The sequence below is a fragment of the Streptomyces sp. NPDC048507 genome, from assembly GCF_043199995.1.
In the GTDB taxonomy this organism is placed as follows: domain Bacteria; phylum Actinomycetota; class Actinomycetes; order Streptomycetales; family Streptomycetaceae; genus Streptomyces.
This window is the reverse complement of the sequence record NZ_JBICWZ010000004.1, coordinates 509,772-535,890: the sequence shown is the minus strand read 5'-3', so window position 1 is coordinate 535,890 and position 26,119 is coordinate 509,772. Positions and strand designations below refer to the sequence as shown.

Here is a 26,119-nt window from a genome sequence, read left to right as displayed (position 1 = left end):
CGCGCGCGTGCGCGCGCCCGGCGGCGGGCCGTCAGCAGCGTTTGCCGGCAGGTGGGGCCTGGCCCTCCAGGAGGTAGCGGTTGATCGCCGTGTCGATGCAGTCGCTGCCGCGGCCGTACGCCGTGTGGCCGTCGCCGTCGTACGTGAGCAGGGTGCCGGAGTCCAGCTGGCCGGCCAGGGCCTCGGCCCACTTGTAGGGGGTCGCCGGGTCGCGGGTCGTACCGACCACCACGATCGGCGCGGCCCCCTTCGCCGTCAGGGCCTTCGCCGAGCCCGTGGCCTTCACCGGCCAGTACGCGCAGTTCAGCGAGGCCCAGGCGAGCCCGGCGCCGAACACCGGCGAGGCCTTCTCGAAGGACGGCAGCGCGGCCCGGACCGCCTGCGGACCGTCGAAGGCGGGCGGCTGGTCGAGGCAGTTGACGGCCGCGTTCGCGAACATCAGGTTCGCGTACGTGCCGTCCCCGCCGCGCTCGTAGTAGCTGTCGGCCAGGGCCAGCAGCCCGGACCCGTCGCCGTTCATCGCGTCCGTGAGGGCGGTGCGCAGCTGCGGCCACGCGCTCTCGTCGTACAGGGCCGCGATGACGCCCGTCGTCGCGAGGGACTCGCCGAGCGGCCGGCCCGGGTCGCCCGACGGGACGGGCTGGGCGTCGAGCTTGCGGAAGAACTGCTTCAGGTTCTGCGCCACGGCGTCCGGGTCGCCCTGCCCCAACGGGCAGTCCGACTCCTTCGCGCAGTCCTTCGCGAAGGAGCGGAAGGCGGTCTCGAAGCCCGCCGTCTGGTCGCGGTTCAGCTCCAGGGCGGGCCGCTTGGGGTCCATCGCGCCGTCCAGGACGAGCCGGCCGACGCGCCCCGGGAACAGGTCGGCGTACGTCGCTCCGAGGAAGGTGCCGTACGAGGCCCCGACGTAGTTCAGCTTCTCGTCGCCCAGCACCCCGCGGAGCATGTCCATGTCCCGGGCCGCCTCCACCGTCGAGACGTGGGGCAGGACGCGCTGCGAGCGGGCCTGGCAGGCCGCCGCGAACTCCTTGAACGCGGCCACCAGCAGGGCCTGCTCCGCCGCGTCGTCCGGGGTCTGGTCCACCTGGGTGAAACGGTCCATCCCCGTGCCGGTCAGGCACTCGACGGGGCTGCTGCGCGCCACCCCGCGCGGGTCGAAGGAGACCATGTCGTACTGGGCGCGCACGGCGGCCGGGTAGCCGACGCCCGCGTACGCCTGGAGGTAGCCGATGCCGGAGCCGCCCGGGCCGCCCGGGTTGACCAGCAGGGAACCCAGCCGCTTGCCCGGGCCGGTGGCCGCGCGGCGGGCCACCGCGATGTCGACGTCCTGCCCGGAGCCCGGGTTCGCGTAGTCCAGCGGCGCCTTCATGGTGGAGCACTGGAAGCCGGGCACACCGCAGTCGCGCCAGCTGAGCTTCTGCTCGTAGTACGGGCGCAGCGCGGCGGGTACCGCCGACGGCTCCACCGAGGCCGCCTCCGATCCCCCCGAAGTGCACCCGGAGAGCAGCAGCCCGGCGGCTGCGATCACGATCCCGGTGGTACGCAGCAGACGCCTGGTGTCCATGCGGCGAGCCTACGCGCTGCCCGCGGAGCGCGTCCGGACGCCGCGGGCCGGGCGGCCGACCGCCGACCGGGGGCCCGCGCCGTCACGCGGGCGCGGAGCCCTCCCCGCGGGACGCCGGAGATCGCTCGGACGGGTGAAGCGAGCTCAGCCCGCCCGCAGCGCCATCGTCATCGCCTCGACCGCGAGGAGCGGCGCCACGTTCCGGTCGAGGGCATCCCGGCAGGCGATGATCGCCTCGATGCGCCGCAGCGTGCGCTCGGGGCCCGAGGCCCGGGCGACCCGGTCGAGGTCGTGCCGTATGTCCTCGTTGGCGATGGCCAGGTTCGAGCCGAGCTGGAGCGCCAGCACGTCCCGGTAGAAGCCCGTCAGTTCGGTCAGCGCCAGGTCGAGGCTGTCGCGCTGGGTCCGGGTGCGGCGGCGCTTCTGGCGGTCTTCGAGTTCCTTCATCACCCCGGCCGTGCCCCGGGGCATCCGGCCGCCCGCGCCCGCTCCGGCGCCGAGCGCCGCCCTCAGGTCCTCGGTCTCCTTGGTGTCGACCTCCTCCGCCATCTGCTTGGCGTCCTCGCCCGCGGCGTCGACCAGCTCCTGGGCGGCCTTGAGGCAGCCGCCCACGTCGTCCACCCGCAGGGGCATCTTCAGCACGGTGGCCCGGCGCGTCCGGGCGGACTCGTCGGTGGCGAGCCGGCGGGCCCGGTCGATGTGGCCCTGGGTCGCGCGGGCGGCGTTCGCGGCGGCGGCGGGCTCGACTCCGTCCCGGCGCACCAGCAGGTCGGCCACGGCCGCCACCGACGGGGTGCCCAGGTTCAGGTGCCGGCAGCGGGAGCGGATGGTGGGCAGCACGTCCTCCAGCGAGGGCGAGCACAGCAGCCACACCGTCCTCGGCGCGGGCTCCTCCACCGCCTTCAGCAGGACGTTGCCCGCACCTTCGGTGAGGCGGTCGGCGTCCTCCAGGACGATGACCTGCCAGCGCCCCACGGCCGGCGAGAGCTGGGCCCGGCGCACCAGGTCGCGGGTCTCCTTGACGCCGATGGACAGCAGATCGGTCCGGACGATCTCCACGTCGGCATGCGTACCGACCATGGTGGTGTGGCAGCCGTCGCAGAACCCGCAGCCCGGTTCCCCGCCGAGGGCGCGGTCCGGGCTGACGCACTGGAGGGCGGCCGCGAAGGCCCGGGCGGCGGTGGCCCGGCCGGAGCCGGGCGGTCCGGTGAACAGCCAGGCGTGCGTCATCTTGGAGGCGGCCGGCGGCGGGGTCCCGGCCGTGATGGCCGTGACGAGGGCGTCGGCGTCCCGCGCGGCGGCCGCGAGCTGCGCCTGCACGCGCTCCTGGCCCACCAGGTCGTCCCACACGGGCATCCCGCCCACCGCCTTTCCCGCTGCGTACCCGATGCCGCGCACGACGCGCGCGGCTGCTCACATTGTGGCGTCCGCCACTGACATCGCGTGGTCAGCGGCGGCGGCGGCCGCCCTCGCCCTCGTCGCCGTCCTCGTCCCGCGGCGGGCCCAGCAGCTCGTCCGCCAGGGTCGGCAGGTCGTCCATCGGGGTGGCCTCGGCCCAGTCGGACGGGGTCCGGCGCGGCCGGCCGTCCTCGCCGAGCACCGGGAGCTCGCGGGTCACGTCGTTGTCGGAGTCCCGGAAGATGCCGGGCGGCACCCGGTCGGCCGGGCTCTCCTGCGAGTGCCGGGCCGTCGGCCGCGTCGCCGGAGCCGACGCCTCGCGGGGCGGCCTGCCGTCGGGGCGTACGGGCGGCAGCACGGCCGTCTCGTCCACCGCGCGGCCGACCTTCGGCACGGGCACGGTCTGCGTCACGTCATCGGGCCGCACGGTCCGCTTGACCACCGGGGTCTCGACCGTGACGGCATCGTCCGGCTGGTACGGGTCCGGGTGCAGCGGCTCCTTGCGCATGGCCACCTTCGGCGCAGGCGCAGGCGCGGCCGCGGCCGCGGGCGCGGTCGCCGGCGCGGTGGCGGCCGAAGCCGCCGCGGCGGCGGCAGCGGCGGCCGCCGAGGCCTCCGCCAGCCTGCGTGCCTCCTCCGCCCGCAGCAGGGCCTCCTCCGCACGGCGCTGCTTCTCCAGCCGCCGGGCCTCGGCCTCCGCCCGCAGCCGGGCCGCCTCCGCCTCCTCCAGCCGCAGCCGCTCCCGCTCCGCGGCGCGGGCCTTCTCCTCGGCCTCGGCACGCAGCCGCTCGGCCTCGGCCCGGGCCCGGGCCTCCTCGGCCGCGCGCAGCCGCTCCTCCTCCGCCTTGCGGGCGGCCTCCTCCTCGGCGATCCGGCGCGCCTCGGCGGCCTCCGCCTCGGCCCTGACCCGCGCCTCCTCGGCCTCGCGGGCCAGCCGGGCCTCCTCCTCGGCCTTCAGCCGGGCTTCCTCCGCCTTGCGGGCGGCCTCTTCCTCGGCCTTGCGACGGGCCTCCTCCTGCGCGAGGCGCCGCGCTTCGAGCTGCGCCGCGACCTCGGCCTCCGAGAGCGGGAGCATCCGGTCCAGGCGGTGGCGTACGACGGTGGTCACCGAGCCGGGGTCCTGGCCCGCGTCCACCACCAGGTAGCGCCCGGGGTCGGACGCGGCGAGCGTCAGGAAACCGGCCCGCACCCGCTGGTGGAACTCGGTCGGCTCGGACTCCAGCCGGTCGGGCGCCTCCGTGAACCGCTCCCGGGCGGCCTCCGGCGAGACGTCGAGCAGCACGGTCAGGTGCGGCACCAGGCCGTCGGTGGCCCAGCGCGAGATCCGGGCGATCTCGGTCGGGGACAGGTCCCGGCCGGCGCCCTGGTAGGCCACCGAGGAGTCGATGTAGCGGTCGGAGATGACCACGGCGCCCCGCTCCAGCGCGGGCCGGACCACCGTGTCGACGTGCTCCGCGCGGTCGGCGGCGTACAGCAGCGCCTCCGCGCGGTTGGACAGCCCGGCGGAGGAGATGTCGAGCAGGATCGAGCGGAGCCGCTTGCCGACCGGGGTGGCCCCCGGCTCGCGCGTCACGACGACCTCGTGGCCCTTGCCCCGTATCCAGTCGGCCAGCGCCTCCACCTGGGTGGACTTGCCGGCGCCGTCACCGCCTTCGAGCGCGATGAAGAACCCGGTCGCCGAGGGGGCCTGGAGCGGCTCCCCGCCGCGCAGCGCCTCGCGCAGGTCGCGCCGCAGCGGTACGCCGCCCCGGTCGTCGGCCTTGGCCAGGACCACGACGGCGACCGGCAGCAGCAGCGCGCCGGCCAGCATCAGGGTGAAGGCGGCCCCGCCGTGGGCGAAGACGACCTCCCCGCCGGTCAGCCGGTGCGGTCCGATCGCGGCGGCCAGCAGCGGGGCGGCGACGGCCCCGATCGCGACGGCGATCCGGACCACGGCCTGCAGGTGCGCGGTGACGCGGGCCCGGCGGAACTCCTCGGTCTCCTGGTCCAGCAGGGTGTGCCCGGTGTTGGCGGCCACGCCGGCGGCGGTGCCCGCGAGCAGCGCCAGGAAGAGCACGGTCGCCGTGTCCGGGACCAGCCCGGTCAGCAGCAGCGCGAGCCCGGTCACCGCGATGGCCAGCGCCAGCATCCGCCGGCGGGACAGCCCGGGCAGCGCCTTGCCCGCCTGGGCGCCGCGGATGCCCAGGCCGGTGCCGCCGACCAGGGCGAGTACCAGCAGGGCGTACGCGGAGGGCCCGCCGCCGAGGTCGAAGGCGTGCAGCACGGCCACGGAGGCGGCACTGGAGATCGCCCCGGCCACGGCGGCGCAGGCCAGCACGAACAGCGGAACGGAGCCGGTACGGCCCTTCTCCGGCCGCTCGCCCACCCGGGGGGCCCGCAGCCCCTCCAGCGGGGAGCGCGGCCTCGGGGTCTTCCCGTCGGGCAGCGTCAGCGGGAGCAGCAGCGAGACGGACGCCGCGAACAGCCCGGCGGCCACGTACGAACCCAGCGCGGAGGGGTTCGCGGCGAACCAGTCCACGCCGAGGCCCAGCGCGCGCCCCACCAGGGTCGCCGCGAGCAGCGCGGCGGCCGCGACGGGCATCGCCGCGAAGGCGGTGCGCAGCGTCAGGCGGCGCAGGGCGTCGAGGTGGTCGGGCAGCGGCCGGACGGTCGCGCCCTCCGGCGGCGGCGCCGGCAGCAGCGCGGGCGCGGCGCTCTCCTTGGCCAGGGTCCACACCCGCTCGGCGGCGCCGGAGACGAAGACGGTGGCGAGGAGCGCGGTCGTGGCGTGCGCGGGGATCCAGTCGAGCCAGAGCGGGGCGACGACGAACAGGCCGATCCGCAGCCCGTCGGCGCCGACCATCGTCCAGCGGCGGTCGAGCTTGCCGCCGGGGCCGGTGAGCTTGGCCAGCGGCCCCAGCAGGACCGCGCCGAACAGCACGGTGGCGAGGATCCGTACGGCGAACACCGCGGCGACGGCGAAGGCCGCACCCCGGTAGCCGCCGCCGAAGGGTCCCCCCGAATCGGCCGTGACGGCCGCCTGGAGGGTCAGCAGCACCAGGACCAGCAGGGCCAGGGCATCGCCGATGCCGCTGACCAGCTGGGCACTCCACAGCCGGCGCAGCCCGGGCGTGCGCAGCAGGGCGCGCACCGCTCGCTCGCGGGAGTCCGCGGCCAGGGCTTCGTCGTAGGTGGGGTTCTCGGAGGCGGTCACGACCGTTGGCTGCTCGGTTCGCGTCATCCGCCCAGCCTATCCGCTGTGCCTGGCGGCTGCGGGGGCCTGTGGACAAGGTCGGATGTGACCCGGGACCCACCTCCGTGGAACGCGGAAGCCCGGGCCCCCGCGCGGTCTCGCACGGGAACCCGGGCCACGTCGTTTCCGGCCCCCCGCCCGGCCGGCCGGAGCCGGGTCCGGAGCCGGGTCCGGAGCCGGGAGGCCGGAAGCGGAGGTTATTCGTCCGCCGGAGCGGCGACCGCCTTCTTCGCCACGGCCTTCTTCGCCGTCGTCTTCTTCGCGGCGGTGGTCTTCGCGGCCGTGGTCTTCGCGGCCGTGGTCTTCGCCGCCGTCGTCTTCTTCGCGGCGGTGGCGGTCTTCGTCGCCGTCGCCTTCTTCGCCGGGGCCTTCTTCGCGGGAGCCTTCTTGACGGCCTTCTTCGCCGTCTTCTTCGCCGGACCCTTCGCCCGCTTCTCCGCGAGCAGCTCGTAGCCGCGCTCGGGCGTGATGGTCTCGACGTCGTCGTCCCGCCGCAGCGTCGCGTTCGTCTCGCCGTCCGTCACGTACGGCCCGAACCGGCCGTCCTTGACCACCACCGGCTTCTCGCTCACCGGGTCCGTGCCCAGCTCCTTCAGCGGCGGCTTGGCCGCGGCCCGGCCCCGCTGCTTGGGCTGCGCGTAGATCGCGAGCGCCTCGTCCAGGGTGATCGAGAAGAGCTGGTCCTCGGTCTCCAGGGACCGCGAGTCCGTGCCCTTCTTCAGGTACGGGCCGTAGCGGCCGTTCTGGGCCGTGATCTCCACGCCCTCCGCGTCCGCGCCCACCACGCGCGGCAGCGACATCAGCTTCAGCGCGTCGTCGAGGGTGACCGTGTCCAGGCTCATCGACTGGAACAGCGAGGCCGTCCGCGGCTTGACCGCGTTCTTGCCCGTCTTCGGCGTGCCCTCGGGGAGGATCTCCGTGACGTACGGGCCGTAGCGGCCGTCCTTCGCGACGATCTGGTTCCCGCTCACCGGGTCGGCGCCCAGTGCGAATTCACCGCTCGGCTTCGCGAAGAGCTCCTGCGCGTACTCGACCGTCAGCTCGTCCGGAGCCAGCTCCTCGGGGACGTCGGCGCGCTGGTGGCCCTCGGCGTCCTTCTCGCCCCGCTCCACGTACGGCCCGTAGCGGCCCACGCGCAGGACGATGCCGTCGCCGACAGGGAAGGAGGAGATCTCGCGGGCGTCGATCGCGCCCAGGTCCGTGACCAGCTCCTTCAGGCCGCCGAGGTGGTCCCCGTTGGCCGGCACGACCTCCGAGGCGTCCTCGGAGCCGAAGTAGAACCGCTTCAGCCACGGCACGGACTGGGCCTCGCCCCGCGCGATGCGGTCGAGGTCGTCCTCCATCTTCGCGGTGAAGTCGTAGTCGACGAGCCGCCCGAAGTGCGTCTCCAGCAGGTTCACGACGGCGAACGACAGGAAGGACGGGACGAGTGCCGTGCCCTTCTTGAAGACGTAGCCGCGGTCGAGGATCGTGCCGATGATCGACGCGTACGTCGACGGGCGGCCGATCTCGCGCTCTTCCAGCTCCTTGACCAGCGAGGCCTCGGTGTAGCGGGCCGGCGGCTTGGTCGAGTGGCCGTCGGCGGTGATCTCCTCGGCGCTCAGCGCGTCGCCCTCGGCGACCTGCGGCAGCCGCTTCTCGCGGTCGTCGAGCTCGGCGTTCGGGTCGTCCGCGCCCTCGACGTAGGCCTTCATGAAGCCGTGGAAGGTGATCGTCTTGCCGGAGGCGCTGAACTCGGCGTCACGGCCGTCGGCCGCCCGGCCGGCGATCTTCACGGTCACCGAGTTGCCGGTCGCGTCCTTCATCTGGGAGGCGACGGTCCGCTTCCAGATCAGCTCGTACAGGCGGAACTGGTCGCCGCTCAGACCGGTCTCGGCCGGAGTGCGGAAACGATCACCCGAAGGCCGGATCGCCTCGTGCGCCTCCTGGGCGTTCTTGACCTTGCCCGCGTAGACGCGCGGCTTCTCCGGCAGGTACTCGGACCCGTAGAGCTGCGTGACCTGCGCCCGGGCCGCCGACACCGCGGTCTCGGACAGGGTCGTGGAGTCCGTACGCATGTAGGTGATGAAGCCGTTCTCGTACAGCTTCTGCGCCACCTGCATCGTCGCCTTCGCACCGAAGCCCAGCTTGCGCGAGGCCTCCTGCTGGAGCGTCGTCGTGCGGAACGGGGCGTACGGGGAGCGGCGGTAGGGCTTGGACTCGACCGACCGGACGCCGAACGAGGTCTGCTCCAGCGCGGCGGCGAGCGCCCGGGCGCCCGCCTCGTCGAGGTGCAGCGTCTCGCTCTTGAGCCGCCCGTTCGAGCCGAAGTCGCGGCCCTGCGCGACGCGCTTGCCGTCCACCGCGTTCAGGCGGGCGACCAGGGTCGAGGGGTCCGAGGCGTCACCGGCGCGGCCGGTGGCGAAGGTCGCGGTCAGGTCCCAGTACTCGGCGGAGCGGAAGGCGATGCGCTCGCGCTCGCGCTCGACGACGAGACGGGTGGCCACCGACTGCACGCGGCCCGCCGACAGCTTCGGCATGACCTTCTTCCACAGGACCGGCGAGACCTCGTAGCCGTAGAGGCGGTCGAGGATGCGGCGGGTCTCCTGGGCGTCGACCATGCGCTGGTTGAGCTCGCGCGGGTTGGCCACGGCGTCCCGGATCGCGTCCTTGGTGATCTCGTGGAAGACCATCCGGTGGACGGGGACCTTGGGCTTGAGGACTTCCTGGAGGTGCCACGCGATGGCTTCGCCCTCGCGGTCCTCATCGGTGGCGAGGAAGAGTTCGTCGGACTCGGCCAGCAGGTCCTTGAGCTTGCGGACCTGCGCCTTCTTGTCTGCGTTGACGACGTAGATCGGCGCGAAGTCGTGCTCGACGTCCACGCCGAGCCGGCGGACCTCGCCGGTGTACTTGTCGGGAACCTCGGCCGCGCCGCTGGGGAGGTCGCGGATGTGCCCGACGCTCGCCTCGACGACGTATCCCGGGCCGAGGTAGCCCTTGATCGTCTTCGCCTTGGCAGGGGACTCGACGATGACGAGTCGGCGGCCGCCCTTTGCGGTCTCGCTAGTCGGGGACAACTTGGCTCTTCTCTCCGGTCGGCACTCGGTCGCGGTACGGCGACGCTGCGGAGTGTGACGGTACAACCCGCCCCCGTGTCAAACGGCACAAGCCCGCAACGGCCACTCGAACGGTAACCCGACAAGTGCCGTTTCTGCCGCCCGGATGCCGCGGCGGCCCCCTTCCGGTCACCGGGCCGAGTGGCCTGGGGGCCGTCTGGCCCCGCCCGCGCACCCGCCTCGACGTCGGGTTTCTCACCCTGCGGAGATCATGGCGGGCGGGTCCTTCAGAACCGCTGGAGGCACCAGACGCCGAGGGCCAGGGACCCCGTTCCGGCCAGCAGTGCCACCGGTACGGCCACTGCGGGGCGCACTCCCTCGGCCACCGGCGCGCGGTGCAGCACGCGCGCCCCTGTCCAGATCAGCAGCGCCGCCCCGAACAGCAGGAAGACGGCTGCCGCGAAGATCGCCGGACCGCTCTCCATACCGCTCCCCTTCGCTCGCAGCCCCGCGCGGTCCGGGGACGTCGCCGCCCGGGAACCCCCTCGGATCCCCCGCGCGCCCGCCCCGCGTGTCGCGGACGCGATCCCCCGGATCCCGCCGTCCCGGAGCCTGCCAGCCGCGGGGAGACGGCGGGCGAACCCCGGGTTACATCGCGGCCACGTCCGCCCGCGCGGGCGGGCTCAGCCCGCGGCCGGCCCCTGTACGGGCTCAAGGAAGCCCTGCTCCACCAGCATCCGGATCGCTTCCGGCGTCCGGTCCCGCAGGACCACGGGGTCCTCCTCGACCAGCTGGGCGATCGCGTCCAGGATCCGGCCCGCGCTGAGTGAGCCGTCGCACACCCCCGCGAAACCCGCCCCGACGGTGTCGACCTTGGTGGCGCGGCGCATGCCGCGGTGCTGCCGCAGCACCACGTGCTCGGGATCCTCCGCCCCGGGCGCGCCGACCTGCTCCTGGACGATCTCCTCGGTGAGCTGGAAGTACCCGGCCAGCAGGGCCGCGTCATCGTGTTCGCGCAGGTAGTCCTGGCGGGCGAAGTGCGCGAGGACGGTGTCGCCGAGCGGCTGCTCCACCGAGTGCGGCCATTCCTCGACGACGATCGAGGGCTCGGCCGCCGTGGTGCGGCGCAGCGTGATCCAGCCGAAGCCGACGGCCTTGGTCCCGCGCGCCTCGAACTCGTCGAGCCAGTCCTCGTAGCGGCGCGCGTACTCGGCCGGATCGCCGCGGTGGTCGCCCGCGTCGCGCAGCCACAGCTCCGCGTACTGCGTCACGTCCTGTACGTCACGCTGCACGATCCACGCGTCACAGCCGCGCGGCACCCAGGAGCGGACCCGGTCGTGCCAGTCCTCGCCCTCGACGTGCTGCCAGTTGCCGAGGAACTGCGCGTAGCCGCCCGGGTTGAGGTGGGCGCCCGCCTGCTGCACCAGGGTCCGGCACAGGTCGTCGCCGCCCATGCCCCCGTCCCGGTAGGTGAGCCGGGCGCCGGGCGAGATCACGAAGGGCGGGTTGGAGACGATCAGGTCGTACGTCGCCTCCCCCACGGGCTCGAACAGGGACCCGGCGAGCAGCTCGGCCCCGGGCGCCCCCGACAGCGCGAGCGTCAGACGGGTGATGTCCAGGGCCCGCGGGTTGACGTCGGTGGCGGTGACCCGGGTGGCGTGCTGCGCGGCGTGCAGGGCCTGGATGCCGGATCCGGTGCCGAGGTCGAGGGCCGAACCGACCGGGACGCGGACGGTGATTCCGGCCAGGGTCGTGGAGGCCCCGCCGACGCCGAGCACGACGCCCTCGTCGCGGCTGCCGATCCCGCCGGCCCCGCCGACCGCGCAGCCGAGGTCCGAGACGATGAACCAGTCCTCGCCGTCGGGACCGCCGTACGGGCGCACGTCGACGGTGGCGCGCACGGTGTCCGCGCCGTCGGCGGACGCCTCCCGCCGCAGCCAGCCGTCGGCGAGCGCGGCGTCGACGGGCAGCGCGGCCGCGGCGTGCGCGTACGGCACGGCGCCCTGCAGCAGGAACAGCCGGACCAGGCAGGCGAGCGGGCCGTCCCCGTGGCTGCGGGCGGCGCGCAGGGCGGGGACCGTCTCGCTGCGGGCGAGCGCGGCGTAGGCGGGGGCGCCGAGCATCTCGAGCAGTCCGTCGGCGGTGAAGCCGGCGGCGAGGAGGGCGGCGCGGAGTTCGGCGGCGCGGGCGGGCGTGGGGAGGCTGGTGGTACTCACCCGTCCATTGTGGCCGCTGGTGCCGCTGATGCGTACGACCCCCGGGGCGCGGCCCCCGCACGCACCGGGGCGGCCGGGCCCGTTGGGGTCCCGGCCGCCCCGGACGGCGTACGCACTCAGCCCTTGCTGGAGACCTGGCAGCCCTTCTGGCTGTAGATGACCTTCAGGCCGGTCGAGTTGAGCTTCTCCTTGCTCGCGGTCTCGTTGGCCGCGATCTCGGTGAGGCCCCCGGCGACCTGCTGGAGGCCCTCCGCGAACTTCGACTGGTCCTTCGCGTCGAGCGCGTCGATCTTCGTCTTGAGATCGGTGTAGCCCTTGGAGATCTCCCCGTAGCTCTTCACCACCGCGTCCTGGGCGGCCTTGGTGTCCTTGACGGGTGCTTCGCCGGCGCCCGAGAGGGCGCCGCCCATCGTCTTGTAGGCGTCGGACAGCGTCTGGAACGCGGCCGAGTCGGTCTTCTGGACCTCCTCCGGCTTGCTGCTCTGACTGGCCACCCGCTTCAGTTCGTCATTGGTGCTCTTGATCTTGGTGAGCTCTGGCTCCCACTTGTCACAGACCTTCTTGGCCCAGGCGTCGGCCTTCTTGTCGCCGTCGTCCCCACCACCACAGCCGGACAGGACGAGCATCAGTACCGCACCGCCGGACACCGCGGCCGCAAGCTTCTTGTTCACCGGATTGGTCCCTTCGAAGGCTCTCGGCCCGGAAGATACACGCCCTCCATCCGGGTACGCACAAAGGCGGACAGACGGCGCGTCAGTCCGCGCCGCCCGTCCGCCGTTCGGGCGCATCTTCGAGCCGGTCCGCCGCAAGGGCCGGGGCCGACGCGTACGGGGCGTCCGCAGGGTCAGGAAACCACCGCCGGGCCGGCCGGCTGGGCCACCCTCTCGGCGGCGCCGTCGTCACCCTCGTCGCCGACGGCGATGCCGCGGCGCTTGGAGATGTAGACCGCGCCCACGATGACGGCGATGGCCAGGGCCGCGACCACGGCCCGTACGGTCGCGCTGGCGTCGTCGCCGTAGCTGAACTGCACGACGGCCGGGGCGATCAGCAGGGCCACCAGGTTCATGACCTTGAGCAGCGGGTTGATGGCCGGGCCCGCGGTGTCCTTGAACGGGTCGCCGACGGTGTCGCCGATGACGACCGCGGCATGGGCCTCGCTGCCCTTGCCGCCGTGGTGGCCGTCCTCGACGAGCTTCTTCGCGTTGTCCCACGCGCCGCCGGAGTTGGCGAGGAAGACCGCCATCAGGGTGCCGGTGCCGATGGCGCCCGCGAGGAAGGAGCCCAGCGCGCCGACGCCGAGGCAGAAGCCCACCGCGATCGGGGTCAGCACGGCGAGCAGGCCGGGCGTGGCGAGCTCGCGCAGCGCGTCCTTGGTGCAGATGTCCACGACGCGCCCGTACTCGGGCTTCTCGGTGTAGTCCATGATCCCGGGGTGCTCGCGGAACTGCCGGCGCACCTCGTAGACGACGGCGCCCGCGGAGCGGGAGACGGCGCTGATGGCCAGGCCCGAGAAGAGGAACACCACGGCCGCGCCGAGGATCAGCCCGACCAGGTTGTTGGGCTGGGCGATGTCCAGGCTGAGGTTCATCTCGCTGGCCTTGGCCCCGACCGACTTGACCGCGGTGGCGATGGCGTCGTTGTACGAACCGAACAGCGCGGCCGCGGCCAGGACGGCGGTGGCGATGGCGATGCCCTTGGTGATGGCCTTGGTGGTGTTGCCGACCGCGTCGAGGTCGGTGAGCACCTGCGCGCCCGCGCCCTCGACGTCCCCGGACATCTCCGCGATGCCCTGGGCGTTGTCCGAGACCGGCCCGAAGGTGTCCATCGCGACGATGACGCCGACGGTGGTCAGCAGACCGGTGCCGGCCAGGGCCACCGCGAACAGCGCCAGCATGATCGACGTGCCGCCGAGCAGGAACGCCCCGTAGACGCCGAGGCCGATCAGGAGCGCCGTGTAGACGGCGGACTCCAGGCCGACGGAGATGCCGGCCAGGACCACGGTGGCGGGTCCGGTCAGCGAGGACTTGCCGATGTCCCGCACGGGGCGCCGGTTGGTCTCGGTGAAGTAGCCCGTGAGCTGCTGGATGAGCGCCGCCAGCACGATGCCGATGGCCACGGCGACCACCGCCAGCACGCGCGGGTCCCCGGAGTGGCCGGAGATGGCGGCGTCCTCGACGCCGACGAGCTCCTTGTAGGTGGCCGGGAGGTACGCGTAGACGGCGATGCCGACGAGGACCAGGGAGATCACGGCGGAGATGAAGAACCCGCGGTTGATCGCGGTCATCCCGCTGCGGTCGGAGCGCTTCGGCGCGACCGCGAAGATGCCGATCATCGCGGTGACGACGCCGATGGCGGGCACGATCAGCGGGAAGGCCAGGCCCAGGTCGCCGAAGGCGGCCTTGCCGAGGATCAGCGCGGCCACCAGGGTGACGGCGTAGGACTCGAAGAGGTCGGCCGCCATCCCCGCGCAGTCGCCGACGTTGTCGCCCACGTTGTCGGCGATGGTCGCGGCATTGCGCGGATCGTCCTCCGGAATGCCCTGCTCCACCTTGCCGACCAGGTCGGCGCCGACGTCGGCGGCCTTCGTGAAGATGCCGCCGCCCACGCGCATGAACATCGCGATCAGCGCGGCGCCGAGGCCGAAGCCCTCCAGCACCTTGGGGGCGTCGGCGGCGTAGACCAGGACGACGCAGGACGCGCCGAGCAGTCCGAGGCCGACGGTGAACATGCCCACCACGCCACCCGTCCGGAAGGCGATCTTCATCGCCTTGTGGGAGACCTCGGTCAGGTCCTTGGCGGGTTCGCCCTCGGCCGGGGTGGCCTCCCGGGCCGCGGCCGCGACGCGCACGTTGGCGCGGACCGCGAGGCGCATGCCGATGTAGCCGGTGGTGGCCGAGAAGAGCGCGCCGACGAGGAAGAAGGCGGAACGTCCCGCCCGCTGCGTCCAGTCGTCGGCGGGGAGCAGGAAGAGCAGGAAGAACACCACGACGGCGAAGATGCCGAGGGTGCGCAACTGGCGTCCGAGATAGGCGTTGGCGCCTTCCTGGACCGCCGCCGCGATCTTCTTCATGCTGTCGGTGCCCTCGTCGGCGGCGAGCACCTGGCGGACCAGGATCTGCGCGACGACCAGGGCCGCCAGCGCGACTCCGGCGATGACGAACACGATGAGCCGATTGTCATCGGTCAGTACTGCGGCTGCCAGATCATTGACGCGATCCGGCGCGATAGGGGTGAAGAGCCCCGTCATTCGTCCTCCTTGACGTGATGAGCTCAAGATGTGGACGGATTGTAGGGAGCGCGACCCGATCAAAACAGTGGGCGTGAAACGGAATTGGCCTGCACTCGTTCCTCACCAATAGATCACGTCACTCCATTACCCTCGAAAGAAGTAATGGGACAAAGGCATTGACGGTCGTTCGGAAATAAAAAAGGCCCTGCTCAGCAGGGCCTTGATAAAGATCGGAAGATACGACGGGGCGACGGACGGTGCGGGCTACGGGAGGTCCGGGGCGCCGCCTCCGGCGACGGGCCAGCTCATCCGGATCGTTCCGCCGAACTCGCCGGCGGTCACCGAGACGTCGTCCACGAGGCCGCTGATCACGGCGAGACCCATCTCGTCCTCGCTGTCGACATCCGGATCCAGGGCAGCGGTGATCCCGGACACGGCTTCGGCGCTGCCGCCGGCCGGCCCGGGCACCTCGTCGCCGACCTCGATGGAGAAAGCCTTCTCCTCCTCGGTCAGCACCACCCGGACCGGCGCGGTCAGCCCGTTGCTGCGGTGCAGTCCGACGGCACGCGAGCAGGCCTCGCCCACGGCGAGGCGGACCTCGTCGAGGACGGCTTCCTCCACCCCCGCCCGGCGCGCCACGGCGGCCGCGACCAGGCGGGCCGTCCGGACGTGTTCGGGCTGGGCGCTGAAGCGCAGTTCAACGGTGGCCATGTGCGTCCCCCTCGGACTACGGGCGTGCCTTGACAGGGGCCCGGACCGACCGCGGTCCGGTACCCCTCTCCTCGTCGGCTCGGTGCCGCCGTGGCGGCACTCGCCGGGAGCCGTCAGTCGGTGGCGCTGACGGCGTCTTCCACCGTGGTGTGGATCGGGAACACCTTGGTCAGACCGGTGATCCGGAAGATCTTCAGGATGCGCTCCTGGTTGCAGACCAGACGCAGCGAGCCCTCGTGCGCGCGCACGCGCTTGAGGCCTCCCACGAGCACACCGAGGCCGGTGGAGTCGAGGAAGTCCACTCGCTCCATGTCGACAACCAAGTGGTAGCTGCCGTCGTTCACCAACTCCACCAACTGCTCGCGCAGCTTGGGCGCGGTATACACATCAATCTCGCCACCGACCTCTACGACCATGCGGTCGCCGACAGTGCGAGTCGACAGGGACAGGTCCACGGATCCTCCAGCACCTTGCTATCGAGCGGCGCCCCCCAGGGGCCTCCCCACCCGAAGGTAGGGGAGGGATCGGCTGCCGCGATGGCATTCAATCACTTACCGGCAGGCGCGCACGACGCCTTGGGTCCATTGTCCCGCACGCCGGTGACACACTCGGTTCCAATGGCCAACACTCACCGCCCCGGTCCGGCCACGGCCGCGGCGGACCCACGACCCACTCCCGGCACGGTCCTGGACCGTCTCTCACGGGGGCCTTCCCGAGCTGCGCGCATCACCCATACGGAGCACTTGCCCCCTCGGGCGGGTCGTCATGCGGTCTGGCCCGACCGCATCCGAACGGATGTCGTGGCCGCCATCCAGGCCGCCGGAGTCGAACATCCGTGGGAACACCAGGCCGCGGCGGCCGAGCACGCCCTGGACGGCCGGTCCGTGGTCGTCGCCACCGGCACCGCCTCCGGCAAGTCCCTGGCCTACCTCGCCCCGGTGCTCTCCGCGCTCGCCGACGGCGCCGAGGCCCCCAACGGCAGGGGTGCGACGGCCCTCTACCTGGCTCCGACCAAGGCTCTGGCCGCCGACCAGCGCCGGTCGGTGCGAGGGCTCTCCGCGCCCCTCGGGAACGCCGTACGCCCCGCCGTGTACGACGGGGACACCCCTTTCGAGGAACGCGAGTGGGTGCGCCAGTACGCGAACTACGTGCTGACCAACCCCGACATGCTGCACCGGGGGATCCTGCCCTCCCATCCGCGCTGGTCGTCCTTCCTGAAGGCGCTGCGCTACGTCGTGATCGACGAGTGCCACACCTACCGCGGAGTGTTCGGCTCCCACGTCGCCCAGGTCCTGCGGCGGCTGCGCCGGCTGTGCGCCCGCTACGGCTCCGAGCCGGTCTTCCTGCTGGCCTCCGCCACCGCGAGCGACCCGGCGGCCGCCGCGTCCCGGCTGACGGGCGTGCCGGTCACCGAGGTCACCGACGACGCCTCCCCGCGCGGCGAGGTGGTCTTCGCCCTGTGGGAGCCGCCGCTGACCGACCTGAAGGGCGAGAAGGGCGCCCCGGTGCGCCGTACGGCGACCGCCGAGACCGCCGACCTGCTGACCGACCTGGTCGCGCAGGGCGTGCGCACGGTGGCCTTCGTGCGCTCCCGGCGCGGCGCCGAGCTGATCTCCGTGATCGCCAAGGAACGGCTCGCCGAGGTGGACCGGTCGCTGCCCCGGCGTGTCGCGGCCTACCGGGGCGGCTACCTGCCGGAGGAACGGCGCGCCCTGGAGGCCGCCCTGCACTCCGGTGACCTGCTGGGACTGGCCGCCACGACCGCCCTGGAGCTGGGCATCGACGTGTCCGGCCTGGACGCGGTGCTGATCACCGGCTACCCGGGCACGCGGGCCTCCCTGTGGCAGCAGGCGGGCCGGGCCGGGCGGGCGGGGCAGGGCGCCCTGGCCGTGCTGATCGCACGCGACGACCCCCTGGACACCTACCTGGTCCACCACCCCGAGGCCCTCTTCCGGCAGCCGGTGGAGGCCACCGTCCTGGACCCCGACAACCCGTACGTCCTGGCCCCGCACCTGTGCGCGGCCGCCTCCGAGATCCCGCTGACCGAGCCCGACCTGGAGCTCTTCGGCCCCGCCGCGCGCGAGCTCCTGCCCCAGCTGGAGGCGGCGAAGCTGCTGCGGCGGCGGGCCACGGCCTGGCACTGGACCCGCCGGGAGCGGGCCTGCGACCTCGCCGACATCCGGGGCGGCGGCGGCCGCCCCGTGCAGATCGTCGAGGCCGCGACGGGCCGGCTGCTGGGCACCGTGGACGAGTCGGCCTCCCACACCGCCGTCCACGACGGGGCCGTCCACCTCCACCAGGGCCGCACCTACCTGGTGAAGCACCTGGACCTGGAGGACTCGGTGGCCCTCGTCGAGGAGGCCTCCCCGCCGTTCTCCACCACGGCCCGGGACACCACCTCGATCGCCATCCTGGAGACCGAGAAGGAGATCCCGTGGGGGGCGGCCCGGCTCTGCTTCGGCTCCGTGGAGGTCACCAACCAGGTCGTCTCCTACCTTCGGCGCAAACTGATCACCGGCGAGGTGCTCGGCGAGGCCAAACTGGACCTGCCGCCGCGCACCCTGCGCACGCGGGCCGTGTGGTGGACGGTCACCGAGGACCAGCTCGACGAGGCCCGGATCAACCCGGAGATCCTCGGCGGCGCCCTGCACGCCGCCGAGCACGCCTCCATCGGCCTGCTGCCCCTGTTCGCCACCTGCGACCGCTGGGACATCGGCGGGGTCTCCGTCCCGCTGCATCCCGACACCCTCCTCCCGACGGTCTTCGTCTACGACGGCCACCCCGGCGGCGCCGGCTTCGCCGAGCGGGGCTTCCACACCGCCCGGGCGTGGCTCGCGGCCACCCGGGACGCCATCGCCGCCTGCGAGTGCGAGGCGGGCTGCCCCTCCTGCATCCAGTCACCCAAGTGCGGCAACGGCAACGACCCCCTCCACAAACGCGGCGCCCTCCGCCTCCTGACCCACCTCCTCACCCCCGCCCCGGACGCCCCGGACGCCCCCTCCGACCCGGACGACCCGGCCACGTCCTGAGCCCGGTCCGGGGCCTGCCGGGGTGCGAGCGGCGTCGGGGAGGGACCCGGCCCCCGGAACCGCGGGCCGGCGCCGTTCAGCCCTCCGGGAGGACCGGCGGGCCCGCGCGGGCCGGGACCGCCGGGGCGAAGGGCCCCGCCCGGACCCGGGCCGTGACCTCCGTCACCTCGCCCCCGACCCGGCACAGCACCACCGCCGCCCCCTGCGCCCGCGCCACCCGCCCGGCCACCGCACACGCCTCCTGCGGCCCGCGCGCCCAGGTGGCCGCCGCCGCCAGCGCCGCGAGGTCAGCGGCCGCCCCCGCCCGGTGGCGGGCCACCACCGCCTGCCCGAGCAGCAGCACGCCCCCGAACACCGCCACCAGGGCCGTGGCCACCACCGCGGCCCACACCGTCGCCGAGCCCCGGTCCCGGCTCACGGCGGTGCCCCCACGCTGTCCTCCGCCAGGGCCACCGCCAGCGCCCCGATCCGCACCGGGAGCCCGGCCGGCCCCGGCGCCGGGGCCTCGACCCGGACCCGCCAGAGGTCTCCCGAGCGCTCCAGCTCCACCCGGGACCCCGGAGGGGCCGCCTCCCGGGCGGCCGCCACGGCCGCCTCCGCAGGCTCCGAGCGGCCCGCCGCCCGGGCACCGGCCCGCGCGGCGTCCACGCACCGGATCTGCGCCGCGGCCGCCATCAGGGCCCACACCAGCAGCGCCGCGAACAGCACCAGCGCCGGAATGATCAGGGCGGCCTCCGCCGTCACATATCCCCGGTCCCGGATTCCCCCCGGATTTCGCTCAGAACGGTGCATCGAGCGCCTTCCCGATGGTCGACTGAAGGGCCGCCGCGACCACGTCACTCGTCACCACCTTGTACAGAACGGCGGCGAACGCACAGGCCGCGATCGTGCCCATGGCGTATTCCGAAGTCGACATTCCCGCGTCGCCCGAGCGGCCGTTCAGCACCGTCCGCACACGCATCCAGATGATCCTCATGACAACCTCCTGTGGGATTACGTTCTTGATGTGATTTCAGATGTGATCCGAGTCGTTCTTTCAGCGGTCCGACAGCAGTCCGGAGGCCATTGCGATCACCACCGGCGCCACCCCGACCGCGAGGAAGGCGGGGAGGAAGCACAGCCCCACCGGCGCGGTGACGAGCACCGCCGCCCGCTGCGCCCGGGCGCCCGACCGCCGCGCCCGGTCCGCCCTGAGCGCCGCCGCCAGACGGGAGACCGGTTCCGCGGCCGGAGCCCCGGTCCGCGCGGCCCGCTCCAGGCACTCCGCCAGGTCCCGGGCGCCCGGGACCCGCGCCAACCGCCCCCACGCGGAGCCTGGTTCGCCCCCGAGTCGCAACTCCGCCCCCGCGAGGGCCAGCCGTTCGCCCACCGGACCGCCCAGCGACTCCCCCACCGCCTCGGCCGCCTCCACGGGCCCCGCGCCCGCCGCCAGACAGGCCGCGAGGAGGTCGGCGGCGAAGGGCAACTGCCCCTCGGCCTCCCGGGGGTCGACCCCGGCCGGCGGCGCGGCCCGGGAGCGGGCGAGCAGCCGCCACGCCCCGAACGCCGCCGCACACCCGGTCAGCGCGCCCACCGCCCCGCCGATCAGCAGCCAGCACGCCAGCAGGGCCCCGGCCGGTCCCGCCCAGACGGCGGGCGCCGCCCGGGCCCGGGCCCGGGCCCGCCACACCGGCCACCGCCGCTCCGCCTTCACGGGGAACAGCCCCGCGCATCTGCGCCGCCGCGCCCGCCGCCGCAGCCGGGCCGCGCATCCCGTCACCAGACTCCACGCCCCCAGCGCCAGACACAGCGCCATCCCCAGCCTGTGGACCACTCCGGCGCCCATCACCGCTCCCCCGTCCGCACGATCCGCCGGCACCACAGCAGTCCCAGCGCCTCCAGCACCCCGCCCGCCAACAGACAGCCCCACCCGACCGGGGTGTGCAGCAGCACCCGCAGCGGGTCCGCACCCAGCCCCGTACCGATCAGCAGCCCCACCACCGGCAGCAGCGCGAGCACCACCGTCGTCGACCTGGCTCCGGCCAGCTGGGCCCGCAATGACTCCTGCCGGTCCCGTTCGGCCCGCAACGCCCCTTCCAGCCGGTCCAGTCCGGATGTCAGGCCCGCGCCACCGTCCACGGAGACCCGCCAGCAGGCCGCCATCGCGGCCAGCCCCTCCGCGCCCGGCTCCCGGGCCGCTTCGCGCAGCGCGGCGGCCACGTCCCCGCCGAAGGCCGCCGCGGCGAGCGCCGCCGCCTGGGCCGCGCCCGGGCCTCCGGGACCGGCGGCCGTACGGCGCATGGCCGCCGTCAGCGCCTGTCCGGGCTGCGAGCCCGCCCGCAGCTCGCCCACCACGGCGCCGCACAGCGCCACCACCTCCGCCGCCCGGGCCGCGCGCGCCCGTTCCCGCTCGCGCGCCCGCAGCCCGCGCCGCACCAGGGGCACCGCGAGCGCCCCCAGCACCAGCGGAATCACCGAGCCGCCCAAGGCGGCGACCACCAGCCCCGCCGGCAGCGCGGCCCACTCCCGCCCCCGTGCGGCCCGCACCCGCAGCAGGGCCAGCAGCCGCCCGGGCGACGGGCCGCCCGGCGCCACCGGCCCGCCCCCGGCGAGCACCAGCCGGGCCCGCCGGGGCAGCCGGTCCGCGCCGGCCAGCACCCAGGCGGCCGCCCCGGCACACAGCGCCCCCGCGAGGACGGGCACCGCCCCCGGCGCCCCGGGGCTCACCGCGCACCTCCCAGCAGCGGCCCCAGCCGCGCCCAGCCCCGCTCCCGCAGGAAGCCCCGGCTGCCCCAGCGCAGCGCCGGAACGGTCACCACCAGCCCAGCCGGATCCCGCTCCAGGACGTGGACCTCGGCCAGGCGGCGGCGCCCCGCCCGGTCCCGGACCAGGTGGACCACCAGGGTCAGCGCCGCCGCCAACTGGCTGTGCAGGGCGGCCCGGTCGAGCCCTGCGGCCGTCCCCAGCGCCTCCAGCCGTGCGGGCACGTGCGCCGCGGCATTGGCGTGCACCGTGCCGCAGCCGCCTTCGTGCCCGGTGTTCAGGGCGGCGAGCAGGTCGGCCACCTCCGCGCCCCGGACCTCGCCGACCACCAGCCGGTCGGGCCGCATGCGCAGGGCCTGACGCACCAGATCGGCCAGGGTGACCAGCCCGGCTCCCTCCTGATTGGCCGGCCGGGTCTCCAGCCGCACCACGTGCGGATGGTCGGGGCGCAGTTCGGCGGAGTCCTCGGCCAGCACGATCCGCTCACCCGGTCCGACCAGCCCCAACAGGGCGCTGAGCAGGGTGGTCTTGCCCGTCCCGGTCCCGCCGGAGACGAGGAAGGACAGCCGTGCCTCGACCATGGCCCGCAGCAGCCGCTGCCCGCCGGGCGGCAGGGTCCCGGCGGCCACCAGCTCGTCCAGCGTGAACGCCTTGGGCCGCACCACCCGCAGCGACAGGCAGGCCGATCCGACGGATACCGGGGGCAGCACGGCGTGCAGCCGGGTGCCGTCCGGCAGCCGGGCGTCCACCCAGGGCCGGGCATCGTCCAACCGCCGCCCGGCGACGGCGGCCAGCCGCTGGGCCAGCCTGCGCACGGCCTCGGCATCGGCGAAGGTCACCTCCGTCAGCTCCAGCCCGCCACCCCGGTCCACCCACACCCGGTCCGGAGCGGCCACCAGGACATCGGTGACCTCGGGGTCGGCGAGCAACCGCTCCAGTGGCCCGGCGCCCACCAGTTCCGAGCGCAATTCCTCGGCCACGCCGAGCACTTCGGCGTCACCGAGCAGTCGGCCCCGGGCCCGCAGGGCCGCGGCCACCCGGGCCGGGGTGGGCTCGGCCCCGCTCTCGGCCAGATGGCGGCGCACCTCGTCCAGCAGTACCGCGCTCATGCCGGCACCCCCTGTGCGGGGCCGAGCACCCGCTGCCAGAATCCGTCGCAGAACCGGGCCAGCGGGCCGCGCGCACCCGGCGGTTCCCCCTCGGCGACCCGCCCCGGAAGTCCCACCTCCACCGGCACCTCCCCGGCCAGCGGCGCGCCCAGCAGCCGGGCCACGGCTTCGGCGTCGAGCCCTTCCCGGCAGCGCCCCCGTACGACGACCCGCACGTCCCGGGCCACCATCCGCACTCCGGCGGCCACCCGCCCCGCCGCGGCCACCGACCGCAGTTCGCCCGGCACCACGAGCAGCACCAGGTCCAGTTGGGCCAGCACCTCCGCCACGGCCTCGTCGACCCGGCGGGGCAGGTCGACCACCACCACCCCGCCCCGCCTGCGCGCGGCGGCGACGACGGACCGGATCGCGGCGGGGGGCACGACCACCCGGTCCCCGCGGTCCCAGCTCAGTACCCGCAGCGCGTGCAGTTCGGGCAGGGACTCCTCCAGCGCGCCGGCTCCGACCCGGCCGCGCGAGGCGGCGAAGTCAGGCCAGCGCAGTCCTTCGGTGCACTCGCCGCCGAGCATGACGTCCATGCCGCCGCCGAGCGGATCCCCGTCGATGAGGATGGTGCGCCGGCCGGTCCGGACGGCCCGCAGCGCGAGGGCGCAGGCCAGGGTGGAGGCACCCGCCCCACCACTGCCGCCGATCACGCCGACCGTCAGGGCGGGGCGTCCGGCTCCCTCCACCACATCGGCGATGCGGTCCACGAGCATGCCCTCGGCATCGGGCAGCCGCAGCACCTCCTCGGCGCCGATCTCCACCGCCCGCTGCCACACGCGAGGGTCGTCGAGATCCCGGCCGACGAGGAACACCCCGTCCCGGCGCGGCGCTCCGCTCACGCGCCCGGCGGCGTCGTCCCCGACGAGGACGAGCGGGGCCGATTCCCATCCCGGCTCACCGCGCGGCCCGGACCCGCCCCGTACGCCCGCGTCACTCCCGCCACCACGGTCACCACCGCCTCCGCTCTGCTCCGGCACCGCGTGGTGCACGTGCGGTTCGGCGCCCGCGGCGGCGCACAGCCGCAGCAGGTCGTCGAGCAGCAGCGGATCCTCGGTGATGATCAACGGCCGGCCACCGCCGGCCCCGGCCCCGAGCGCACGGGCGGGCAGCCCGCCCCCGCCGGCCGCCACGGGCTCCGGTGCTTCACACGACTTCGATCCAGCCACGATCTCCGCCTCCTTCTCGCCGCAAATCCACGAGCCGCGGACTTCGCGGCTGGAATCACGGTGCAGCGATCCGGAAAAGGAAGTGGATCTTGCTCAAAAACTGTGGACAAGAAGGCCCTTGTGAATAACTTCGCCACCCACTCGGGTGAGTTCCAGAGCGCGCCGGAACCACTACGCAGCGTGACGAGTTCGAGGAGTGAGGGCCTGCGATCGGCGGGCCCGCCGAAGAGGGAGGGCCGGGCAGATGATCACTGAAGGCCGAAGGCACGGGACGCGAACCGCGTCCGGACATGCGACGACCCCCGCCGGGGGGGAGAGCGGGGGTCGTCCCCACGGTCCGACTCGGGGGGGGAGGAGCCAGACCGGGTTAGCACGGTCGCGAACGATCCGTGACTTCCATGGTGTACCCGAGAGCCCTCTCAGGCAAACCCACGCGCCACACCTTACGCCGAATGGTGGGCGCATATGCTCGGTGCGTGGAAAATCAGCCCTTGCCGCACTCCTCGCCTCGGACCGCCGCCTTCTTCGACCTGGACAAGACGGTCATTGCGAAGTCCAGCACCCTGACGTTCAGCAAGTCCTTCTACCAGGGCGGCCTGATCAACCGGCGGGCCGTGCTGCGCACCGCGTACACGCAGTTCATCTTCCTGGCCGGCGGCGCCGACCACGACCAGATGGAGCGGATGCGCGAGTACCTGTCCGCCCTCTGCAAGGGGTGGAACGTGCAGCAGGTCCGCGAGATCGTCGCCGAAGCGCTCCACGATCTGATCGACCCGATCATCTACGACGAGGCCGCGTCCCTCATCGAGGCCCACCACACCGCGGGCCGCGATGTGGTGATCGTGTCGACCTCGGGTGCCGAAGTCGTCGAGCCGATCGGCGAGATGCTCGGCGCCGACCGGGTCGTGGCCACCCGCATGGTGGTCGGCGAGGACGGCTGCTTCACCGGGGAGATCGAGTACTACGCCTACGGTCCCACCAAGGCCGAGGCGGTGCGCGAGCTCGCGGAGTCCGAGGGGTACGACCTCTCCCGCTGCTACGCGTACAGCGACTCGTTCACCGATGTGCCGATGCTCGAAGCCGTCGGGCATCCGCACGCGGTCAACCCGGACCGGGCGCTGCGCCGTGAAGCGGTGGCGCGGGAGTGGCCGGTGCTGGTGTTCAGCAAGCCGGTGCGGCTGAAGCAGCGGCTGCCCGGACTGTCGATGCCGGCGCGGCCCGCCCTCGTCGCCGCGGCGGCGGTCGGAGCGGCCGCGGCCACGGCCGGGCTCGTCTGGTACGCGAGTCGCCGGCGGGCAGCAGCCACCTCAGCCTGACCCCGGACTCCCGGACGCCCAGTCGCCCAGTCGCCCCGGCACCGGAATGCCCCGGCTCGGGGCGATACGGAGTGTCCGAATCGCCCTTAATCGCCCCGAAAAGTAAAGAACTCCGGTCAGGGGTTTCGCTCCACTCGGAAGCGGAGTACAAAGGAGTCAACGGCCCGCGAGACCAAAGAACATCCGAGAGGATCATCTTTACAACGCAGCAAGGCCCACGGACCGAAGCATGAACGCCGAGCACCCACGCGACGTCGACCCGTCGATTACGGGCCAGCCGCACCAGGTAACCGGGCAGAGTTCCCGACCTGATGGGCATATTTCGAGGACGCTTGGTAACTGGGCGCGAATGCCAGCGGCGACACCAGAGCAGTGCGGTGTCGCCGCAACCCATGTCCGGCCCGCGCCGCGCGGCGGCGTCAGGCCGCTCCGCGCTGGAGCGCCTCGCAGACCGCCGTCGACTCGCGCACCCCGAGCTCGATCGCCCGGCCGCAGTGCGCGATCCAGGCCGCCATTCCTTCCGGGGTCCCGGACACGTAGCCCCCGAAGGCCTCCAGGTAGGCCTGCGCCCCCTGTTCGGCGTGTCCGACCTCCGCCGGGCAGATCGCCTTCGGGTCGAGGCCGCTGTTGATCAGCACGATCCGCTCGGCGGCGCGCGCGACCAGCCCGTTGTGGGTGCCGAAGGGCCGCAGGGCCAGCAGTTCACCGTGCACCACCGCGCCCGTGATCAGGGCGGGAGCAGAGCCGCCCGCGATGATCAGTCGGGACAGGCCGTCCAGGCGCCCCGCGACCTCGTCGGCGCCGGGCAGCGGGAACTCCACCAGGGGTTCGTCCACCGGTTCGCCGGCCAGCCGCGGCCGGCCCACCACATCCCCGGCACCGGCACCGGCACCGGTCGAGCCGGACGCCACCAGGTGCAGCCGCGCCAGGACCCGGAGCGGCGACTGGCGCCAGATGCTCAGCAGCTGCCCCGCCTCGGCGGTCAGGCGCAGGGCCGCGCCCACCGTCAGCGCCTGCTCCTCCGTACCGAAGTCGGTCCGGCGGCGCACCTCTTCCAGCGCCCAGTCGGCCCCGGACAGTGCCGCGCTCCCGCGGGCGCCGCGCAGCGCGGCCTCGGAGGTGATCTCCGCACCGCGCCGGCGCATGACGCGGTGCCCGTAGACCCGGTCCACGGCCTTGCGTACGGAATCCACGGACTCTGCGACGCCCGGCAGGGAGCCGAGGGCCGCCAGCGGGTCGGAAGGGCTACTCATAAGTAGGGAGCCTACGCACTGCGCGGCCCTGGCACCGACCCCTCCTTGGAGTGGTCTTCTTCACTCACCTCGACCAC

20 protein-coding genes are annotated in these 26,119 nt (G+C 73.9%); 2 read left to right on the top strand and 18 right to left on the bottom strand.

Annotated features, from left to right (window positions below):
• Positions 1–31 precede the first annotated feature (31 nt).
• The 10 genes from ACGFXC_RS15525 to bldG all read right to left on the bottom strand — a co-directional run bounded on the left by ACGFXC_RS15525 (position 32) and on the right by bldG (position 15,837).
• Entirely contained in the window at positions 32–1,561 is a 1,530-nt protein-coding gene (locus ACGFXC_RS15525) for an alpha/beta hydrolase (RefSeq protein WP_393713017.1), read from the bottom strand.
• A gap of 144 nt (positions 1,562–1,705) precedes the next feature.
• Positions 1,706–2,917, bottom strand: coding sequence for a DNA polymerase III subunit delta' (locus ACGFXC_RS15520; protein WP_393713015.1), 1,212 nt, complete (start codon positions 2,915–2,917; stop codon positions 1,706–1,708).
• A 91-nt stretch (positions 2,918–3,008) separates the two neighbouring features.
• Positions 3,009–6,179, bottom strand: a complete 3,171-nt coding sequence (gene tmk / locus ACGFXC_RS15515; protein ID WP_393713013.1) for a dTMP kinase — start codon at positions 6,177–6,179, stop codon at positions 3,009–3,011.
• A gap of 209 nt (positions 6,180–6,388) precedes the next feature.
• The gene (gene topA, locus ACGFXC_RS15510; RefSeq protein ID WP_393713011.1) at positions 6,389–9,247 is read right to left on the bottom strand and encodes a type I DNA topoisomerase; all 2,859 of its coding nucleotides are present in this window, start codon (positions 9,245–9,247) and stop codon (positions 6,389–6,391) included.
• Positions 9,248–9,513: 266 nt separating this feature from the next.
• Positions 9,514–9,711, bottom strand: coding sequence for a hypothetical protein (locus tag ACGFXC_RS15505; protein WP_393713009.1), 198 nt, complete (start codon positions 9,709–9,711; stop codon positions 9,514–9,516).
• A 198-nt stretch (positions 9,712–9,909) separates the two neighbouring features.
• Positions 9,910–11,442 carry a methyltransferase gene (locus ACGFXC_RS15500; protein WP_393713007.1) on the bottom strand — a complete coding sequence of 511 codons (1,533 nt, stop codon included), beginning with the start codon at positions 11,440–11,442 and terminating at the stop codon, positions 9,910–9,912.
• Positions 11,443–11,558: 116 nt separating this feature from the next.
• Positions 11,559–12,113, bottom strand: coding sequence for a small secreted protein (locus tag ACGFXC_RS15495; protein WP_393713005.1), 555 nt, complete (start codon positions 12,111–12,113; stop codon positions 11,559–11,561).
• A 173-nt stretch (positions 12,114–12,286) separates the two neighbouring features.
• Positions 12,287–14,689 carry a sodium-translocating pyrophosphatase gene (locus ACGFXC_RS15490; RefSeq protein WP_393713001.1) on the bottom strand — a complete coding sequence of 801 codons (2,403 nt, stop codon included), beginning with the start codon at positions 14,687–14,689 and terminating at the stop codon, positions 12,287–12,289.
• A 246-nt stretch (positions 14,690–14,935) separates the two neighbouring features.
• A complete protein-coding gene (locus tag ACGFXC_RS15485) occupies positions 14,936–15,382 on the bottom strand; it encodes an ATP-binding protein (RefSeq protein WP_393712999.1) in 447 nt (148 codons plus the stop codon).
• A 113-nt stretch (positions 15,383–15,495) separates the two neighbouring features.
• Positions 15,496–15,837: an anti-sigma factor antagonist BldG gene (gene bldG / locus ACGFXC_RS15480; protein ID WP_393712997.1), complete on the bottom strand. Its 342-nt coding sequence runs from the start codon at positions 15,835–15,837 to the stop codon at positions 15,496–15,498.
• A gap of 81 nt (positions 15,838–15,918) precedes the next feature.
• Between bldG and ACGFXC_RS15475 the strand changes: the two genes are divergently transcribed.
• The gene (locus tag ACGFXC_RS15475; RefSeq protein WP_393712995.1) at positions 15,919–18,411 is read left to right on the top strand and encodes a DEAD/DEAH box helicase; all 2,493 of its coding nucleotides are present in this window, start codon (positions 15,919–15,921) and stop codon (positions 18,409–18,411) included.
• A 76-nt stretch (positions 18,412–18,487) separates the two neighbouring features.
• Here the strand turns inward: ACGFXC_RS15475 and ACGFXC_RS15470 are convergent, their stop codons facing one another.
• From ACGFXC_RS15470 to ssd, 7 genes are read right to left on the bottom strand one after another with little or no spacing between them, the layout of a single operon-like run.
• Positions 18,488–18,829 carry an Rv3654c family TadE-like protein gene (locus tag ACGFXC_RS15470; RefSeq protein WP_393712993.1) on the bottom strand — a complete coding sequence of 114 codons (342 nt, stop codon included), beginning with the start codon at positions 18,827–18,829 and terminating at the stop codon, positions 18,488–18,490.
• Positions 18,826–19,155, bottom strand: a complete 330-nt coding sequence (locus ACGFXC_RS15465) for a TadE family type IV pilus minor pilin (RefSeq protein ID WP_393712991.1) — start codon at positions 19,153–19,155, stop codon at positions 18,826–18,828. The genes ACGFXC_RS15470 and ACGFXC_RS15465 overlap by 4 nt, the downstream gene beginning before the upstream one ends.
• 34 nt (positions 19,156–19,189) lie before the next feature.
• Positions 19,190–19,387, bottom strand: a complete 198-nt coding sequence (locus tag ACGFXC_RS15460) for a DUF4244 domain-containing protein (RefSeq protein ID WP_393712989.1) — start codon at positions 19,385–19,387, stop codon at positions 19,190–19,192.
• 60 nt (positions 19,388–19,447) lie between these two features.
• Positions 19,448–20,236, bottom strand: a complete 789-nt coding sequence (locus tag ACGFXC_RS15455; RefSeq protein ID WP_393712987.1) for a type II secretion system F family protein — start codon at positions 20,234–20,236, stop codon at positions 19,448–19,450.
• A complete protein-coding gene (locus ACGFXC_RS15450; RefSeq protein WP_393712985.1) occupies positions 20,236–21,117 on the bottom strand; it encodes a type II secretion system F family protein in 882 nt (293 codons plus the stop codon). The genes ACGFXC_RS15455 and ACGFXC_RS15450 overlap by 1 nt, the downstream gene beginning before the upstream one ends.
• Positions 21,114–22,262: a TadA family conjugal transfer-associated ATPase gene (locus tag ACGFXC_RS15445; RefSeq protein WP_393712983.1), complete on the bottom strand. Its 1,149-nt coding sequence runs from the start codon at positions 22,260–22,262 to the stop codon at positions 21,114–21,116. Before ACGFXC_RS15445 ends, ACGFXC_RS15450 begins: the two co-directional genes overlap by 4 nt.
• Positions 22,259–23,437 carry a septum site-determining protein Ssd gene (gene ssd / locus ACGFXC_RS15440; RefSeq protein WP_393713198.1) on the bottom strand — a complete coding sequence of 393 codons (1,179 nt, stop codon included), beginning with the start codon at positions 23,435–23,437 and terminating at the stop codon, positions 22,259–22,261. Before ssd ends, ACGFXC_RS15445 begins: the two co-directional genes overlap by 4 nt.
• 488 nt (positions 23,438–23,925) lie before the next feature.
• Here ssd and ACGFXC_RS15435 point away from each other — a divergent pair, with 488 nt between their 5' ends.
• A complete protein-coding gene (locus tag ACGFXC_RS15435; RefSeq protein WP_393712982.1) occupies positions 23,926–24,789 on the top strand; it encodes an HAD family hydrolase in 864 nt (287 codons plus the stop codon).
• A 419-nt stretch (positions 24,790–25,208) separates the two neighbouring features.
• Here ACGFXC_RS15435 and ACGFXC_RS15430 read toward each other — a convergent pair whose 3' ends face one another.
• Positions 25,209–26,042, bottom strand: coding sequence for an oxidoreductase (locus tag ACGFXC_RS15430; RefSeq protein WP_393712980.1), 834 nt, complete (start codon positions 26,040–26,042; stop codon positions 25,209–25,211).
• Between the last annotated feature and the right edge of the window lie 77 nt (positions 26,043–26,119).

Bases quoted from the DNA above. Each gene is read 5' to 3' on its own strand.
- ACGFXC_RS15475 (WP_393712995.1), top strand. From the start codon at position 15,919: ATGGCATTCAATCACTTACCGGCAGGCGCGCACGACGCCTTGGGTCCA.
- ACGFXC_RS15460 (WP_393712989.1), bottom strand. From the start codon at position 19,387: ATGAGGATCATCTGGATGCGTGTGCGGACGGTGCTGAACGGCCGCTCG.
- ACGFXC_RS15505 (WP_393713009.1), bottom strand. From the start codon at position 9,711: ATGGAGAGCGGTCCGGCGATCTTCGCGGCAGCCGTCTTCCTGCTGTTC.
- ACGFXC_RS15435 (WP_393712982.1), top strand. From the start codon at position 23,926: ATGGTGGGCGCATATGCTCGGTGCGTGGAAAATCAGCCCTTGCCGCAC.
- ACGFXC_RS15485 (WP_393712999.1), bottom strand. From the start codon at position 15,382: ATGGCCACCGTTGAACTGCGCTTCAGCGCCCAGCCCGAACACGTCCGG.
- tmk (WP_393713013.1), bottom strand. From the start codon at position 6,179: ATGACGCGAACCGAGCAGCCAACGGTCGTGACCGCCTCCGAGAACCCC.
- ACGFXC_RS15490 (WP_393713001.1), bottom strand. From the start codon at position 14,689: ATGACGGGGCTCTTCACCCCTATCGCGCCGGATCGCGTCAATGATCTG.
- ACGFXC_RS15445 (WP_393712983.1), bottom strand. From the start codon at position 22,262: ATGAGCGCGGTACTGCTGGACGAGGTGCGCCGCCATCTGGCCGAGAGC.
- ACGFXC_RS15430 (WP_393712980.1), bottom strand. From the start codon at position 26,042: ATGAGTAGCCCTTCCGACCCGCTGGCGGCCCTCGGCTCCCTGCCGGGC.
- ACGFXC_RS15520 (WP_393713015.1), bottom strand. From the start codon at position 2,917: ATGCCCGTGTGGGACGACCTGGTGGGCCAGGAGCGCGTGCAGGCGCAG.
- ACGFXC_RS15525 (WP_393713017.1), bottom strand. From the start codon at position 1,561: ATGGACACCAGGCGTCTGCTGCGTACCACCGGGATCGTGATCGCAGCC.
- ACGFXC_RS15455 (WP_393712987.1), bottom strand. From the start codon at position 20,236: ATGGGCGCCGGAGTGGTCCACAGGCTGGGGATGGCGCTGTGTCTGGCG.